We start from the raw sequence: 16675 nt of genomic DNA, 5'->3' as shown, positions 1-16675 counted from the left end.
CTACTCGTCTAGAACCGATTCCGGACGATCTGCTTCCGGTACCCTGTTCCTCGTGCCGACTGGTTCGAGCCCGACCGCCCGTGCCCTGCGCACGTTCGAGATCCTGCAGGCCCGTCCCGGCACGACCGCCGACCAGCTCGCCTCGTCCCTGGGCGTGACGGAACGGGCAGCGCGGCGCTACGTCGGCATCCTCCGCGAGGCCGGCATCCCGGTCGAGTCGGCTCGCGGCCCGTACGGGGGCTACCGGCTGGGCCGTGGCACCCGGCTGCCGCCGGTCGTCTTCACCGAGGAGCAGGCGCTCGGCCTGGTCATGGCCGTGCTCGACGGGCAACCGGCCGCGATCGACGCCGACGACCTGGTCGGCTCGGCGCTCAGCAAGGTCATCCGGGCCCTCCCCGAGAGCATCGGACGGCAGGCGGCGGCGCTGCGGGCCCACGCCTCGCCCGCCCCGGACCGGCAGTCCGCCCGCCCCGACCCCGCCGTCATGAGCGCGCTGGTCGCCGCCGTCGCCGACCGGCGTCGTGTGGTGGTCACCTACCGGAGTGAGAGCGGCGAGGAACGGGACGCCGAGGTCGACCCGTGGGCGGTCGTGGTGAGGTACGGGCGCTGGTACCTGCTGTGCCATTCGCACCGCGCGGAGGCGGTCCGCACCTACCGGGTCGACCGGATCCGCGCCACGCGACGTACCCCGCACGACTTCACACCGCCCGGCGACCTGGACCCGGTCGCCGCGCTCGAGGAGAACCTGGGCACCGGCTGGACGTACCCCACCCGCGTGGTGTTCGACGCGCCACGGGAGGAAGTGGCGCCGTGGATCCGCCCGCCGATGGGCCGCCTCAAGCCGGACGGCGACCGGTGCGTCCTGGTCGGCAGCACCCGCAATCCCGCGATGTACGCGCAGGAGTGGCTCGCCACCGTCCCGTTCGATTTCGTCGTGGAGGAGGGCGCCGAACTACGCGCCGCCGTGGCCACGGTCGCGGCCCGCTTCAACGCGGCACTTTCACCTTCATCGGAAACACGGTCGCGAGGACGAGGCTGATTTCCAGGCTGTCGGCTCCGGTCGCCGTGTCTGCTCCCGCCACAGGCAGGCGGCAACAGCCTGGACACTCTGAGGAGTTCGCGGTGAGTTGCCGGCCGGGCCCACCACGCCGCCAGGTGGTCGGGATCGGCGTCGGTTACGTGGTTCCTTTCCCGCGGTTCGTCGTCACCCTCGTGGTGGCCCGAGCGTGACCGCGCGGTTCCTGGCTTCCCGCCAGGGTGGCATGTCGTCGAGGTCCTCGCCCTCCTCGGCCCTGACCCACCAGCCGGTGTCGTCGACGTAGTGCTCGAACCACGCCGCCAGACTGGGTGAGTCGATCCACCAGGCGGCATCGGGATTCCCGGGGTTGGGTTCGAAGAGCAGAACCGTCCCCTGGTCGCTTCGGCAGTCGACGCACGCGTACATGCCGCAACCCCAGGTGAGGATCGGCAGAACGCCTTCCGGCCACGCCCACTCCGTGCCGGCGCGTCCGGCTCGAACGTCGAGGTAGCACTCGACCGCCTGCTCGGAGGTCGGTCCGTCCGTCAGGCTGAGGAGCTGGTAGTCGGGACCGAAGCCACCGTTCGCGAGGTCTCGGTAGATCGCCGCCAGCAGAGGGTGCAGCCCGAACCCCAGTCGCTTCTCGGCGCTGTCGATCGTGCTCTGGGGAAGCGGCGCCGGCAGGCCGGCGGCAAGCGGCATCATGGGCTCATCCTCCCGGGCCCGCCGGGCGATGCGCGCCAGAAGGTCGGTGTGGTCCGTCACGGGAAGCGATCATGCCGTAGGGGGACGTCAGTGTCGGGTAAGCCAGGTGTCAAGGGTGAGCGCACCTCGCCGGTGTCGGGGTTAGGCTGCTCCAGCCGCAGCGTGTGCCCGGTGAGGTCCGCGCGGACGGGTAGCGGGATCGCGCCGCCTCCGGCGTAGAGGCTCGGGCGCGGACGCCCCCGCAACTGATCAGGAGTCGAGAAGCGCCGGCCCCCGAGCCGCACGTAGCGTGACCGTGAACGACCTGACGATTCACGCGAGCTGGTTGGATCGAGCCAGGCGACGCCGACGGAAGACCGCAACAGTTGGAGACACGATGAGCACCGCCACCAGGACGGACACGCAGTTGCCCACGCCGCACGTTGCCGACAGTCACGATCTCATCCGCGTGCAGGGTGCGCGCGTGAACAACCTCAAGGACGTCAGCGTCGAGATCCCGAAGCGCCGGCTGACGGTCTTCACCGGCGTCTCCGGCTCGGGCAAGAGCTCGCTGGTCTTCGGCACGATCGCCGCCGAGTCGCAGCGGATGATCAACGAGACCTACAGCGCCTTCGTGCAGGGCTTCATGCCGACGCTGGCCCGGCCGGAGGTCGACCTGCTGGAGGGGCTGACGACGGCGATCATCGTCGACCAGGAGCGGCTGGGCGCGAACCCACGCTCCACGGTCGGGACGGTGACCGACGCCAACGCGATGCTGCGCATCCTCTTCAGCCGGCTCGGGCAGCCGCACATCGGTTCGCCCCAGGCGTACTCCTTCAACGTCCCCTCGGTGCGGGCCAGCGGTGCGATCACGATCGAACGCGGTGCCACCAGGACGGTGAAGCAGACCTTCACCCAGATCGGCGGGATGTGTCCGCGCTGCGAGGGCATGGGCCGGGTGACCGACTTCGACCTGTCCGCGCTCTACGACGACAGCAAGTCGCTCAACGAGGGTGCGATCACGGTCCCCGGCTACAGCGTCGACGGCTGGTACGGCCGCATCTTCAGCGGCTGCGGTTTCTTCGACCCGGACAAGCCGATCCGCAGGTTCACCAAGGCCGAGCTGCACGACCTGCTCCACAAGGAGCCGACCAAGATCAAGGTCGACAATATCAACCTGACGTACGAGGGCCTGATCCCGAAGATCCAGAAGTCGTTCCTCGCGAAGGACCGGGAGGCGATGCAGCCGCACATCCGGGCGTTCGTGGACCGGGCGGTCACCTTCACCACCTGTCCCGAGTGCGGCGGCACCCGTCTCAGCGAGGCGGCCCGGTCGTCGCGGATCAACGGTGTCAACATCGCCGACGTCTGCGCGATGCAGATCAGCGACCTCGCCGGGTGGGTGCGGGGCCTCGACGAGCCGTCGGTGGCACCGCTGCTCGTCACGCTGCGGCGGACCCTCGACTCGTTCGTGGAGATCGGGCTGGGCTACCTCTCGCTCGACCGGTCGTCGGGCACGCTGTCGGGCGGCGAGGCGCAGCGCGTGAAGCTCATCCGCCACCTCGGCTCCGCGCTCACCGACGTCACCTACGTCTTCGACGAGCCCACCATCGGCCTGCACCCCCACGACATCCAGCGGATGAACGAACTGCTGCTACGGCTGCGGGACAAGGGCAACACGGTGCTCGTCGTGGAGCACAAGCCGGAGACGATCGTGATCGCCGACCACGTCGTCGACCTCGGCCCCGGCGCCGGTACGGCGGGCGGCGCGGTCTGCTTCGAGGGCACCGTCGAGGGACTGCGGGCCAGCGACACCCTCACCGGCCGCCATCTCGACGACCGGGCCGCCCTGAAGACGACGGTGCGGACGCCCACCGGCGTGCTGGAGATCCGCGGCGCGAACGCGCACAACCTGCGCGACGTCGACGTCGACATCCCGCTCGGGATGCTCGTCGTCGTCACCGGTGTCGCCGGTTCCGGCAAGAGTTCGCTCGTGCAGGGGTCGATCCCGGCCGGCGCGGGGGTGGTGTCCATCGACCAGGGCGCGATCCGTGGCTCCCGCCGGAGCAACCCGGCGACGTACACCGGGCTGCTCGACCCGATCCGCAAGGCGTTCGCGAAGGCCAACGGCGTGAAGCCGGCGCTGTTCAGCGCCAACTCCGAGGGCGCCTGCCCCACCTGCAACGGTGCCGGTGTCATCTACACGGACCTGGCGATGATGGCCGGTGTCGCCACCACCTGCGAGGAGTGCGAGGGGAAGCGGTTCCAGGCGGCGGTGCTGGAGTTCCACCTCGGCGGCCGTGACATCAGCGAGGTGCTCGCGATGTCGGTGACCGAGGCCGAGGAGTTCTTCGGTGCCGGCGAGGCGCGTACGCCGGCCGCCCACGCCATCCTCGCCCGGCTCGCCGACGTGGGGCTCGGCTACCTCAGCCTCGGCCAGCCGCTCACCACCCTCTCCGGCGGCGAGCGGCAGCGGCTCAAGCTCGCCACCCACCTGGGCGAGAAGGGCGGCGTCTACGTCCTGGACGAGCCGACCACCGGCCTCCACCTCGCCGACGTCGAGCATCTGCTCGGCCTGCTCGACCGACTCGTCGACGCCGGCAAGTCGGTCATCGTCATCGAGCACCACCAGGCGGTCATGGCGCACGCCGACTGGATCATCGACCTCGGCCCCGGCGCGGGCCACGACGGTGGCCGGATCGTCTTCGAGGGTCCGCCCGCCGACCTCGTCGCCGCCCGCTCCACCCTCACCGGCGAGCACCTCGCGGCCTACGTCGGCGGCTGACCGGACACCGCCCGGTTCTTCCGCGCGGCGGCCTACCGGTCGGTCGGGGTGGGGTGAACCGGTACGGCTGCCAGCCAGGTGCTGGACGCCCAGCGGGCCCGGGGAGCGAAGATCGCCGAGGTACGGGCCGTCGAGAGTGGGGAGCCGCCGGCCTTCACGGTCGCGAACGCCCAGGGCGGTACCTCTCGGACAGCCCGGTGCAGGGGCGGAGTACCGAGCGGCGTGGTTCCTCGACGCCGCCGGTGTGCCGGTGACGCGGAGCATGACGCTGGTCAGGGCGCCGACGACTGGCCCGACACCTGGCCGCAGGGCTGGCCCTCGTGGCGCGCGATGAACCTGCCCCGCAGGCACAGTTGATCCCGCTCCGGTGCGTTCGTCGGCGCGGGTCAGCCGGCGTAGCGTTCGGCGACCGTGGCGAAGGCGGCCTTGGGTTCCCAGGGCAGGTCGGGGTAGGTGTCGCCGCTGCGGCCGTCCAGCACCCTGACGATTCCGAGGCTGGCAAGGTCGAGGTCGTCGCGGGGATCGCCGTCGGGGCGGTGGGGCAGGCTTTCGAGCGCGAAGAGGAACACGAAGGCGCTGTCGACGCCCTCGCTGTCGAAGATGTCGAGCAGTTCGCCGAGGTACGCCGCCTGGCCGGCCTCGTCCCGCTCGTAGTGCCCGTCCAGTCGCAGTGGATCGCCGGTGGCCTCGTCGTACTCGAGGATCTCCATGCTGCGTGGTGCGACGTCGCCGGCCCCGCGCCAGGTCGCGGTGCCGAAACCGGTGACGGCGACCGGTCGGGATCGGGCGACGAGACCGCGCACCCCGTCTCGGAACCGGTCGGCGACCTCCGCCGACCGGATGAGTTCGAGGGTCACGAAGTCGAACAGGTTCCAGTCGACACCCTCGAACGGTATGGCGGCGTAGGCGACCTTTCCGTGGAATCGTTCGCGGACGGCTGCCACGGCGGTGCGGAGGAACCCGCCCAGACGGGAGCGGACCTCGGCGATCCGCTCGATGCGGCCGTCCGGGTCGCCCAACAGGCGGCTGAGGCGTTCGTCGATACGGTCGCCGTCGACGAATCCCCGGTTCATGATGCTCAGCTCGACGCCGGTGACGAACACGACCTCGGCCCCCGCCGTACGTAGTCGCTCGGCACGCTCGGCGCAGTCGAGGAACAGGGCGAGGGCCTGGTCGGTCGACAGGTCCAGCGGGTACGGCGAGAACCAGATCTCCAGTCCGAGGTCGGCGGCGGCACGGGCGGCGATCTCCAGGCGCTGCGGGTCCCCACCGATGATCTGGACGCCGTTGCAGTTCAGGTCGTCGCGGATGATCGCCAGCTCCCGTCGAACCCGTTCGGGGTCGAAGCGCTCCACCGAGTTGCGGCCGTCACGCACGAAGCCGGTGTCGTAGGTCATCCCCTTGACGCGCATGTCGTGGGTCCTTCCGGTCGGGGGCAGGTAGGCGGGAACGCTACCAAATCTCTGCGTGCACGCAAATTTGCGTCTCCGCATGAAGTGTGTGATGGTGAGGGCATGACAGCGGGTCGGCCCACGTTGCGGGAACGGAAGAAGCAGGCCACCAGGGAGGCGCTCCGGGCGGCAGCGCTGCGCCTCGCGCTGGAGCGCGGGCCGGAGAACGTCCGTGTCGACGACATCGCCGAGGCCGCAGGCGTGTCCCCGAGGACGTACAACAACTACTTCTCCAGCCGCGAGCAGGCGATCATCGCGGCGGTCACCGCGGAGCGCGCGTCACACGTCGCGGCAGCCGTGCTCGGCCGCCCCGCCGGTGTCAGCCTCGCCGACGCCGTCGTCGACGCCGTCGTCGGGCAGTACACCGACCCGGGGGACCATGCGCGTGACGCGCTGCTGATGATCACGAGCAGTTCCGCTCTGCGTGCCTGCTACGTCGACACCGTCACCGCGATCGAGGGACCGCTCGCCGAAGCCATCACCGGACGCTGCCCGGCCGTGGACCGCCTGACCGCCCAGGTGCTGTCCGCCAGCGTCGGCGCGGCCGCCAGGGTCGCGCTCCGGCAGTGGTTGCAGTCCGCGAACGTGACGCCGTCGATGCCCGGGTTCGTCGTGCCGTCCGGGTCCCTGCCGGACCTTGTGCGGACCGCGTTGCTGCCGCTCGCACCGGCGCTCGACGCAGTGGCGACAGGCTCAGGCCCCGGCGTCGGGGAGACGACCGAGCCACGACGACGGCCGAGGGCCTGACCTCCAGCGAGTCAGAGGGCGGTGAGCAGCGCGTCGAGCGGCCGGGGCAGGGCATCCCGGCCGACTGCCGCCTCGACGAGCAGCCGTGCGTAACGCAGCTTGCGGCGCGAGCCGCTGCCCAGGAACCGCCGCATCTGCGCTTCCGGCCGCCGGCCACGCCAGGCCGGCTGGTTCTGCATCGAGCGGAACGACCCGAGGTCGCCCTGCGACTCGAAGAGCGCTTCGACCTCCACGGTGCCCACGGCGCGGATCAGCTCGTCCTCCAGATCGTCGACGCAGACGTGGAACCCGTGGGCTTCCAGGTCGGTGCGGGCGGGGGGCGAACCGGTCCGGGCGGCGAGGCCGCGCCGGAACAGCTCCTCCTCACGAAGGTCGCACAGGCCCGCGAGTCGCACCTGCAGGGGCTCCAGCATGGTCAGGAAACGGCCGATGGCGTGCGCCCCGCCGATCGGCACGACCACGATCCGCTCCGCCCCGAGGTCCCGGCCCCGGCCCACGGCGGCGGTCTCCACCGCGATCTGGTCGCTGATGCCCTCGACGAGCACCACGGCCAAGGCGTCGTCGACCTTCGCCAGGGCGAGGGCCGTCGCCAGGATCGTGGCGTCGGGGCCACTGATGTCGGGGTAGCTCACGCGGGGCGTCGTCGGACGGTCTGCCGTCCGGCGCAGGTGTCGGCTCGGCGGATCATGGCCATGGCAGCAATCATCGGCGACCAGCGGGTCTGCCGGCCAGGGAATGTGGCTCCGTCCTTCGACCGGCCGGCACGGCAGGTTGTGTCGTGGTGCGGGATGCTGCTCGTCCGGGCCGCGCGGTAGCCGGGGAGGGCTTCCCATACCGGCCGGCGCGCAGGTTGATCACAATCGGAGTCGCGTACGACCACGATGGAAGGACACGAGTGAAGCGCCGACTCCTGCACACCATGACGGCCCTGACCGTCGTTCTCGCCGGCTCGGCCGTGGCGGCCGCACCGGCCTCGGCGAGCGACGCGCCCGGCACCGTCTGCATCCTGAAGGAGAACACCTGGCTGCGTACCGCGCCGCACGGCACGGTGCTGCTCACCCTGACGGCCGGGCGCGGGTTCCGCTACCACGGCCAGGGCTGGTCCGACGGCACCGACTGGATCTACGGCCATGGCGCCGAGTACCCGTCGGTCGACGGCTGGGTTCCGGCCGGCAACACCACCTGCTGAGCGTGATGCCGGGGACGGCCGCAGTCCTCTGCGGTCGTCCCCGGCACCCGTCGTCACCTGCGGTGCTGGGTCGCCGTCACGCCCCGGACGGGACGGCGACACAGGTCAGTTCCCGTCCTCCAGGTCGCCCTCGACCTCCAGGTACGCCTGGCGCAGCGCGTCCATCAGCTCCGGGTCCGGCTTGGACCACAGCCCCCGGTCGGCGGCCTCGGTGAGCCGCTCGACGATGCCGCGCAGCGCCCACGGGTTCGACCGGCGCAGGAAGCGCTGGTTCTCCGGGTCCAGGACGTAGCTCTGGGCGAGCTGCTCGTACATCCAGTCGGTGACCACTCCGGCGGTCGCGTCGTAGCCGAAGAGGTAGTCCACGGTCGCGGCCATCTCGAACGCGCCCTTGTACCCGTGCCGGCGCATCGCCGCCATCCAGCGCGGGTTGACCACCCGGGCCCGGAACACCCGCGCGGTCTCCTCGGTCAGCGACCGGGTCCGCACCGCGTCCGGCGTGGTGCTGTCGCCGATGTACGCCCGCGGCGCCTGGCCGGTCAGCGCTCGTACCGTGGCGATCATGCCGCCGTGGTACTGGAAATAGTCGTCGGAGTCGGCGATGTCGTGCTCGCGGGTGTCGGTGTTCTTCGCCGCCACCGCGATCCGCCGGTACGCCGACTCCATGTCCTGCCGGGCCGGCCGGCCTTCCAGGCCGCGACCGTAGGCGAAGCCACCCCAGACGGTGTACACCTCGGCCAGGTCGGCGTCGTCGCGCCAGTTGCCGCTGTCGATCAGCGGCAGCAGCCCCGCCCCGTACGCGCCCGGCTGGGAGCCGAAGATGCGGGTGGTGGCCCGCCGCTCGTCGCCGTGTTCCCCGAGGTCGGCGCGGGCGTGCGCGGCGAGGTAGTTCTCCTCCTCCGGCTCGTCGAGCGCGGCGACCGCCCGGATCGCGTCGTCGAGCAGGAGCACCACGTGCGGGAAGGCGTCCCGGAAGAACCCGCTGATCCGCACGGTCACGTCGATGCGCGGGCGGCCCAGGTCAGCGAGCGGGACGACCTCGAAGCCGGTGACCCGCCGGGACATCTCGTCCCAGGTCGGCTGCACGCCGATCAGCGCCAGCACCTCGGCGATGTCGTCACCGGCGGTGCGCATCGCCGAGGTGCCCCACACCGACAGCCCGACCGACCGGGGCCACTCGCCGGTGTCCCGGCGGTACCGCTCGGCCAGCGAGGTGGCCATCGCCTGCCCGGTCTCCCAGGCCAGCCGGCTCGGGATCGCCTTCGGGTCGACGGTGTAGAAGTTGCGGCCGGTCGGCAGCACGTTGACCAGGCCACGCAGCGGGGAGCCGCTCGGCCCGGCCGGGACGTACCCGCCGTCGAGGGCGTGCAGCACCGCGTCGATCTCGCCGGTGGTGCCCGCCAGCCGGGGCGCGACCTCGGTGGCGGCGAACGTCAGCACCGTCCGGACGGCGTCGGCGTGCGGAGCGTCGTCGCCGAGCACCTCGGTGCAGACCCCGGCTACGGCCTCCGCCGCCCAGCCGTGCCGCTCCATCGCCTCGGCGAGCCGCCGCGCGACCGCCTCGACCCGGTCCACCTCGGCGGTCTGCTCCGCCGCCGTCTCGTCCAGCCCGAGCGCGGTCCGCAGCCCCGGCACCGCGCCGACCTGCCCGCCGAAGACCTGCCGGGCACGCAGGATCGCCAGGATCAGGTTGACCCGCGCCTCACCGGTCGGCGCCTGCCCGAGCACGTGCAGGCCGTCGCGGATCTGGGCGTCCTTGATCTCGCAGAGCCAGCCGTCGACGTGCAGCAGGAACTCGTCGAACTCGGCGTCGTGCGGGCGCTGCTCCAGCCCGAGGTCGTGGTCGAGGCGGGCGGCCTGGATGAGCGTCCAGATCTGCTGGCGGATCGCCGGCAGCTTCGCCGGGTCCATGGTGGAGATGTTCGCGTACTCGTCGAGCAGCTGCTCCAGTCGGGCGATGTCGCCGTAGCTCTCCGCCCGGGCCATCGGCGGGACGAGGTGGTCGACGATGGTGGCGTGCGCCCGGCGCTTCGCCTGCGCGCCCTCGCCCGGGTCGTTGACCAGGAACGGGTAGATCAGCGGCAGGTCGCCGAGGACCGCGTCCGGGCCACAGGAGGCGGAGAGGCCGACGTTCTTGCCGGGCAGCCACTCCAGCGAGCCGTGCTTGCCCAGGTGCACCACGGCGTGCGCGCCGAACTCCTCGTCCAGCCAGCGGTAGGCGGCCAGGTAGTGGTGCGTGGGCGGCAGGTCCGGGTCGTGGTAGATCGCCACCGGGTTCTCGCCGAACCCGCGCGGCGGCTGGATCATCAGCAGCACGTTCCCGGCGCGCAGGCCGGCCAGCACGATGTCCCCGTCGGCGTTGCCCGACCGGTCGACGAACAGCTCGCCCGGGGCCGGACCCCAGTGCTCGGTCATCGCCTCCCGCAGGTCGTCGGGGAGCGCGTCGAACCAGCGGCGGTAGATGGCCGCCGGCACCCGCACCGGGTTGCCGGCCAGCTTCTCCTCGGTGAGCCACTCCGGATCCTGCCCGCCGGCGGCGATCAGGGCGTGGATGAAGCGGTCCCCGTCGGCGTCGTCGCCGTCCCCGCCGGGCACCAGGCCGGGCAGGGCGTCCGGACCGTCGACCGGGCCGACGTCGTAGCCGGCGTCCCGCAGCTCCCGCAGCAGACGGACCGCGCTGGCCGGGGTGTCCAGGCCGACCGCGTTGCCGACCCGCGCGTGCTTGGTCGGGTACGCCGAGAGCACCACCGCGATCCGCCGCTGCGCCGGGGGAACGTGCCGCAGCCGGGCGTGCCGCACGGCGATGCCGGCCACCCGTCGGGCCCGCTCCGGGTCGGCCACGTAGTGCGGCAGCCCGTCGGCGTCGGTCTCCTTGAACGAGAACGGCACGGTGATCACGCGCCCGTCGAACTCCGGCACCGCGACCTGGGTGGCGGCGTCCAGCGGGCTCAACCCGTCGTCGTTCTCCGCCCACGTCCGCCGGTCGCTGGTCAGCGCGAGCGCCTGGAGGATCGGCACGTCCAACGCGGCCAGCGCGCCCACGTCCCAGGCGTCGTCGTCGCCACCGGCGGACGCCTCCGCCGGCCGGGTGCCACCGGCGGCGAGCACGGTGACCAGCAGCGCGTCCGCCCGGCCGAGGGTGCGCAGCAGCTCGACGGCGGCGGTACGCAGGCTCGCGCAGTACACCGGCAACGGCACCCCGCCGGCGTCCTCGATCGCCGCGCAGAGCCCTTCGACGAAGGCAGTGTTCCCGCTGAGCTGGTGTGCCCGGTAGAAGAGGACCGCCACGGTCGGCCCGTCGACCTGCCGGCCCGTCCGCTCCAGCAGTCCCCAGGTGGGCTGCTCGGCCGGTGGCGCGAAGCCCTGCCCGGTGAGCAGCACCGTGTCGCTGAGGAAGGCATGCAGCTCGCGGAGATTGTCCGGCCCGCCCTGGGCGAGGTAGGCGTGCGCCTCGGTGGCGATGCCCCGGGGCACGGTGGAGCGCGCCATCAGGTCCGCGTCGGGCAGCGCCTCGCCGCCGAGCGCCACGACCGGGACGTTCCCGGCGAGCAGGGTGTCCAGGCCCTGCTGCCACATCCGGTAACCGCCGAGGATCCGGACGACCACCAGGTCGACGCCGTCGAGCAGGGTGGTCAGCTCGGCCGGATCGTCGCCGAGCCGGGCCGGGTTGGCCAGGCGGTAGTCCGCCGCACTGGCCCGCGCGCTCAGCAGGTCGGTGTCCGAGGTGGACAAGAGCAGGATCATGACGTAACTCGGCCAGGCATGGCTGACTCCTCCCCGGGTCCGCGCCCGTGGTCGTCGCTCGCGGCCAGCCGAAGTGTCTGGCTCCCGGCCCGGCGGGACGCCGACCCGGTGACAGTGGCGGGACCGCCCCGGACTCGCACCGGGTTCCTCCGCGCCGACCGCGTGATGCTGATCTCGGCGCGGATCCGCGCCCAGAGCCACGACTCTACGATGACGAGGTGCCCGATGTCTCCTCCCCGTCCCGTCGTCCCGCCGACGACCGCTGCCCGGGAGCGCTCCGCGCCCACCAGGCCGCCGACGGGGCACTGGTCCGCGTGCGGATCCCGGGAGGTCGGCTCGGCCCCGCGCAGTTGCGGTGTCTGGCCACGGCGGCGCGCCGCGACGGCGACGGCACGCTGGAGCTGACCTCCCGGGGCAACGTGCAGGTGCGGGGCATCACCGACCCGGCCGGCGTCGACCGCATCGCGTCCGCTCTGGTCGGGGTGGGCCTGTTGCCCAGCGCCACCCACGAGCGGGTCCGCAACATCGTCGCCTCGCCGTTGAGCGGCCTGGACACCACCGGCCGCGCCGATGTACGCCCGCTGGTGGGCGCGGTGGACGCCGCGCTCTGCGCCGCCGGAGACCTCGCCGGACTCAGTGGCCGGTTCCTGATCGCCCTCGACGACGGCCGGGGCGACCTCACCGGCCTCGGCGCGGACCTCTGCTGGACGGCCGGAACCGGCGCGCTCCTGGTCAGCGGCACCGACGTCGGCATCCGGGTGACCACCGACGTGCCCGCCGCGATCGTCACCGCCGCCCGGGTGTTCCTGCGGCTCTGCGCCGGACGCACCGGGCTGTGGCGGATCGCCGACCTGCCGGACGCCCCGGCCGCGATCGCCGCCGCGCTGGACGGTCCGCAGGCCACGCCGGTGGAGCCACCCCGTGGCGTCCCGCCCACGGTCGGTGTCCACCCCGGGGGTTTCACGGTCGTCGCCGCGCCGCTCGGCCGGCTCACCGCCGACCAGGCCGACACGCTCGCCGCCGTCGCGTCCACGCTGGTGGTGACCCCCTGGCGCACCGTGGTCGTCACGTCCGCCGAGCCCACGGCGGTGTCCACGCTGGCCGCCGCCGGGCTCGTCGTCGACCCGACCTCGCCGTGGGTCGGGGTGACCTCCTGCACCGGCCGGCCGGGCTGTGAGAAGTCCCTGGCCGACGTCCGGGCCGACGCCACCGCCGCCCTGGCCGCCGCCGGCCCCCGTACCCCGGAGGCGCTGCCGCTGCACTGGGCCGGCTGTGACCGGTGCTGCGGACGGCCGGCGGGCCCGGCGGCTCTGGCGGTGGCCACCGGCTCGGGATACCGTGTCGCGGGCCCGGCAGGGGAACCCCACGGGCCGATCGGCGTCCGACTGGCACAGGCACGGGGAGCACAGTGAGCTACGACTACGTCCGCGAGGGCGCCGAGATCTACCGGCGGTCCTTCGCCACCATCCGGGCCGAGGCCGACCTGTCCCAGCTGCCCGGTGACGTCGCCCAGGTCGTCGTCCGGATGATCCACGCCTGCGGCATGGTCGACCTCGTCGACGACGTGGCGGCCCATCCGGACGTGGTCTCCGCCGGCCGAGCCGCCCTGGCGGCCGGCGCGCCGATCCTCTGCGACGCGGCCATGGTCGCCGCCGGGGTCACCCGGGCCCGGCTGCCGGTCGACAACGACGTGGTCTGCACCCTGCGCGACCCGGCGGTCCCGGAGCTGGCGAAGCGGCTCGGCACCACCCGCAGCGCCGCCGCCATGGAGCTGTGGCGGGACCGGCTCGACGGCGCGGTCGTCGCCATCGGCAACGCCCCCACGTCGCTGTTCCGGCTGCTGGAGATGATCGACGAGGGCGCGCCCCGGCCCGCCGCGATCATCGGGGTGCCGGTCGGCTTCATCGGGGCCGTCGAGTCCAAGCAGGCCCTGGCGGCACACCCGGGGGGATCCCGTACCTGGTCGTGCACGGTCGCAGGGGCGGCAGCGCGGTCACCGCCGCGGCTGTCAACGGCATCGCTAACGAGGTGGAGTGAACGTGTCCCCAACCGGAAGGCTCTACGGCGTCGGTGTCGGCCCCGGTGACCCCGAGCTGCTGACCGTCAAGGCGGCCCGGCTGATCGCCGAGGCCGACGTGGTCGCCTACTACTCCGCCCGGCACGGCCGCAGCATCGCCCGCTCGATCGCCGAGGGCCTGCTGCGCGAGCACCACGTGGAGGAACCGCTGGTCTACCCGGTGACCACCGAGGACACCGACGACCCGGGCGGCTACGAGGGTGTCATCCGGCAGTTCTACGACGACAGCGCCGAACGGCTCGCCGTCCACCTCGCCGCCGGGCGCACCGTCGTGGTCCTCTGCGCCGGTGACCCGATGTTCTACGGCTCCTACATGTACCTGCACGAGCGCCTCGCCCACCGGTTCCCGGCCGAGGTGGTGCCGGGCGTGACCTCGGTCAGCGCCGCGTCGGCCGTCCTCGGTCGCCCCCTGGTGGAACGGGACGAGGTGCTGACCATCCTGCCCGGCACCCTGTCGGCGGAGGAGCTGTCCCGCCGGCTCGCCGACACCGATGCCGCCGCCGTGCTCAAGCTCGGCCGCACCTTCGACAACGTCCGCGCCGCCCTCGACGACGCCGGCCGCCTGCCGGAGACCTGGTACGTCGAGCGGGCCACCTCGTCCCGCAGCCGGCACGCCCCGCTGGCGGACGTCCCCGCCGACGAGGTGCCGTACTTCTCGCTGGCGATGCTGCCCAGCCCCACCAGCGCGGCGGCCCGCGACGACCTGCCCGCCCCGGCCCCGACCACCGGCCGGGGTGAGGTCACCGTGGTCGGCCTCGGCCCGGCCGGACCCCGCTGGCTCACCCCGGAGGTGGCCCGGGCGCTGCGCGAGGCCGAACACCTCGTCGGCTACGGCCCGTACGTCGACCGGGTGCCGGCCCGCCCCGGACAGCAGCGGCACACCTCCGGCAACCAGGTGGAGACCGAACGGGCCGCGCACGCCCTCGAACTGGCGCTCGACGGCGCCCGGGTGGTGGTCGTCTCCTCCGGCGACCCGGGCGTCTTCGCGATGGCCAGCGCCGTCTACGAGGTGGCCACCGGCCAGCCCCGGTTCGCCGGGGTGCCGGTGCGGGTCCTGCCCGGCCTGACCGCCGCCCAGGCCGCCGCGAGCCGCATCGGCGCGCCGCTCGGGCACGACTTCGCGGTGATGTCCCTCTCCGACCGGCTGAAGCCGTGGCCGGTGATCGAGTCCCGCCTCGCCGCCGCCTCGGCGGCGGACCTGGTGCTCGCCCTCTACAACCCGGCCTCGGCGAGCCGCCGCTGGCAGGTGGGCGCGGCCAAGGACGTCCTGCTTCGGCACCGCGACCCGAAGACCCCGGTGGTCGTCGCCCGGGACGTGGGCCGTCCGGGCGAGAAGATCACCGTGGTGTCCCTCGGTGACCTCGACCCGGAGACGGTCGACATGAAGTGCCTGCTGATCATCGGCTCGTCCACCACCCAGGTCAGCACCCGGGGCGACGACTCGGTGGTGGTCTGGACGCCGCGCACCTACCCGGCCTGACCCGGCGACCCGGCCCGGGTGGACGCCCCTCGGCGACCACCCGGGCCGGGTCGCATGTTCTGGGCCGGCAGCCCGCCCACCCACACGCGACCACGGCGTAGTCGTCGAGCTGATCTCGATGTACGTGGCACCTGTGAGACGTAGCCCCGGCGTGGGGGACCATCCCGTGCGGGCGGTCGGGTTGGCCCCGCGGTGCACGATGGTCTGGTGGGCGACGGAGTGCGGCTGCGACGGGACACGGCGAAGATGCGCGGGAACTACTTCTGGTCGTTCTACATCGAACCTGCGCCCACGCCTCCCGAACCACCTCCGCGGAGCACCCCCACGTGCGTGGGGAGGACGCAGCCCTCCGCAGGTTCTGCTGCCCCTGCACTGGAGCACCCCCACGTGCGTGGGGAGGACTGGAAGCAGTAGTCAGCGACCTGGAGCGCCATCGGAGCACCCCCACGTGCGTGGGGAGGACCAGGTCCGGGCGGGTGCAGATAGACACCGTCTCGGAGCACCCCCACGTGCGTGGGGAGGACTTCAGCCCATCGCTGTTCGACTCGCTGAACGGCGGAGCACCCCCACGTGCGTGGGGAGGACGCCCGGCAGGCCGGCGGGAACATTGACGTCACCGGAGCACCCCCACGTGCGTGGGGAGGACTTCGGGGCGGACGCCCGGACCGGCTGCGCCGCCGGAGCACCCCCACGTGCGTGGGGAGGACAGCGCCCGCCCGCCGGGCGGCGGCGGCGGCAGCGGAGCACCCCCACGTGCGTGGGGAGGACACCGCCGTGCTCGCCCTGGCGGTCGCGTTCGGCGGAGCACCCCCACGTGCGTGGGGAGGACCCGTATTCGGTGGTCCACGGGAACGGCTCGCGCGGAGCACCCCCACGTGCGTGGGGAGGACACCAGCCGGGCGTACGAATAAGCGATGATCGGCGGAGCACCCCCACGTGCGTGGGGAGGACCACGGCGCGCGTCACCACATCCAGGTGGGTGGTGGAGCACCCCCACGTGCGTGGGGAGGACACCGAACCGACGACCTCGGCCCGGACCGGGCGCGGAGCACCCCCACGTGCGTGGGGAGGACCGCCCAGCGGGCGCCGACATCCACTGGTGCGGCGGAGCACCCCCACGTGCGTGGGGAGGACGGGACGTCGTTCACGACCAGCTCAAGGTCCGGCGGAGCACCCCCACGTGCGTGGGGAGGACTCGTGACGGGCAGCCTGGACGGCCTGCCGTACCGGAGCACCCCCACGTGCGTGGGGAGGACGGTGAGGTCACCCGCCGGTCCAGGGCTGGCGTCGGAGCACCCCCACGTGCGTGGGGAGGACTCGGTCGGCTCAGTGCCGCCGGCTGACCACGCCGGAGCACCCCCACGTGCGTGGGGAGGACTTGATGGTGGTGCCGAGACTCGACGCCGCCGCCGGAGCACCCCCACGTGCGTGGGGAGGACACTTCGCGACCTGCGCTTTTATCTGGCCGGTGCCTGGTTTTTGGTTGGGTGATTGGAGATG

The 16675-nt window shown here is 72.8% G+C and carries 11 protein-coding genes, 1 pseudogene, 1 CRISPR repeat array and 1 riboswitch; of the genes and pseudogenes, 8 read left to right on the top strand and 4 right to left on the bottom strand.

The window, feature by feature from the left end:
* Positions 1–100 precede the first annotated feature (100 nt).
* Positions 101–1039 carry a helix-turn-helix transcriptional regulator gene (locus tag GA0074694_RS24390; protein WP_342670956.1) on the top strand — a complete coding sequence of 313 codons (939 nt, stop codon included), beginning with the start codon at positions 101–103 and terminating at the stop codon, positions 1037–1039.
* 165 nt (positions 1040–1204) lie between these two features.
* Here the strand turns inward: GA0074694_RS24390 and GA0074694_RS24385 are convergent, their stop codons facing one another.
* Entirely contained in the window at positions 1205–1783 is a 579-nt protein-coding gene (locus GA0074694_RS24385) for an SMI1/KNR4 family protein (protein WP_091462312.1), read from the bottom strand.
* Between the two features lie 316 nt (positions 1784–2099).
* Here GA0074694_RS24385 and GA0074694_RS24380 point away from each other — a divergent pair, with 316 nt between their 5' ends.
* Positions 2100–4487 (top strand): ATP-binding cassette domain-containing protein, encoded by a 2388-nt coding sequence (locus tag GA0074694_RS24380; protein WP_091462309.1) that lies wholly within the window; start codon positions 2100–2102, stop codon positions 4485–4487.
* Positions 4488–4873: 386 nt separating this feature from the next.
* Here the strand turns inward: GA0074694_RS24380 and GA0074694_RS24375 are convergent, their stop codons facing one another.
* Positions 4874–5899 (bottom strand): hypothetical protein, encoded by a 1026-nt coding sequence (locus GA0074694_RS24375; RefSeq protein WP_091462307.1) that lies wholly within the window; start codon positions 5897–5899, stop codon positions 4874–4876.
* Positions 5900–6001: 102 nt separating this feature from the next.
* Here GA0074694_RS24375 and GA0074694_RS24370 point away from each other — a divergent pair, with 102 nt between their 5' ends.
* Positions 6002–6685 (top strand): TetR/AcrR family transcriptional regulator, encoded by a 684-nt coding sequence (locus tag GA0074694_RS24370; RefSeq protein ID WP_091462304.1) that lies wholly within the window; start codon positions 6002–6004, stop codon positions 6683–6685.
* 11 nt (positions 6686–6696) lie between these two features.
* Here GA0074694_RS24370 and GA0074694_RS24365 read toward each other — a convergent pair whose 3' ends face one another.
* Entirely contained in the window at positions 6697–7317 is a 621-nt protein-coding gene (locus tag GA0074694_RS24365) for a TOPRIM nucleotidyl transferase/hydrolase domain-containing protein (RefSeq protein ID WP_245714885.1), read from the bottom strand.
* 263 nt (positions 7318–7580) lie between these two features.
* Here GA0074694_RS24365 and GA0074694_RS24360 point away from each other — a divergent pair, with 263 nt between their 5' ends.
* The gene (locus tag GA0074694_RS24360; protein WP_091462302.1) at positions 7581–7874 is read left to right on the top strand and encodes a hypothetical protein; all 294 of its coding nucleotides are present in this window, start codon (positions 7581–7583) and stop codon (positions 7872–7874) included.
* Positions 7875–7979: 105 nt separating this feature from the next.
* Here the strand turns inward: GA0074694_RS24360 and cobN are convergent, their stop codons facing one another.
* Positions 7980–11618 (bottom strand): cobaltochelatase subunit CobN, encoded by a 3639-nt coding sequence (cobN, locus tag GA0074694_RS24355; RefSeq protein WP_091462300.1) that lies wholly within the window; start codon positions 11616–11618, stop codon positions 7980–7982.
* A 72-nt stretch (positions 11619–11690) separates the two neighbouring features.
* A riboswitch (cobalamin riboswitch) is annotated at positions 11691–11767 on the bottom strand.
* Between the two features lie 69 nt (positions 11768–11836).
* Here cobN and GA0074694_RS24350 point away from each other — a divergent pair.
* From GA0074694_RS24350 to GA0074694_RS24340, 4 genes and pseudogenes are all read left to right on the top strand, one after another.
* The gene (locus tag GA0074694_RS24350; protein WP_091462298.1) at positions 11837–13030 is read left to right on the top strand and encodes a hypothetical protein; all 1194 of its coding nucleotides are present in this window, start codon (positions 11837–11839) and stop codon (positions 13028–13030) included.
* A pseudogene (locus tag GA0074694_RS24345) lies at positions 13027–13509 on the top strand (precorrin-8X methylmutase); the annotation flags it as partial. The gene GA0074694_RS24350 and the pseudogene GA0074694_RS24345, both read left to right, overlap by 4 nt.
* Positions 13392–13655 (top strand): precorrin-8X methylmutase, encoded by a 264-nt coding sequence (locus GA0074694_RS34350; protein ID WP_425413668.1) that lies wholly within the window; start codon positions 13392–13394, stop codon positions 13653–13655. The pseudogene GA0074694_RS24345 and the gene GA0074694_RS34350, both read left to right, overlap by 118 nt.
* Positions 13652–15175: a precorrin-2 C(20)-methyltransferase gene (locus GA0074694_RS24340; RefSeq protein ID WP_245714884.1), complete on the top strand. Its 1524-nt coding sequence runs from the start codon at positions 13652–13654 to the stop codon at positions 15173–15175. Before GA0074694_RS34350 ends, GA0074694_RS24340 begins: the two co-directional genes overlap by 4 nt.
* Before the next feature lie 311 nt (positions 15176–15486).
* Positions 15487–16614: direct repeats of the CRISPR family, unit length 30 nt; unit sequence GCGGAGCACCCCCACGTGCGTGGGGAGGAC.
* Positions 16615–16675: the final 61 nt, after the last annotated feature.

It is taken from the genome of Micromonospora inyonensis (assembly GCF_900091415.1).
GTDB classification, from domain to species: Bacteria; Actinomycetota; Actinomycetes; order Mycobacteriales; family Micromonosporaceae; genus Micromonospora; species Micromonospora inyonensis.
Note: the sequence above shows the minus strand (reverse complement) of the source record. Positions and strands in the feature narration are given on the sequence as shown.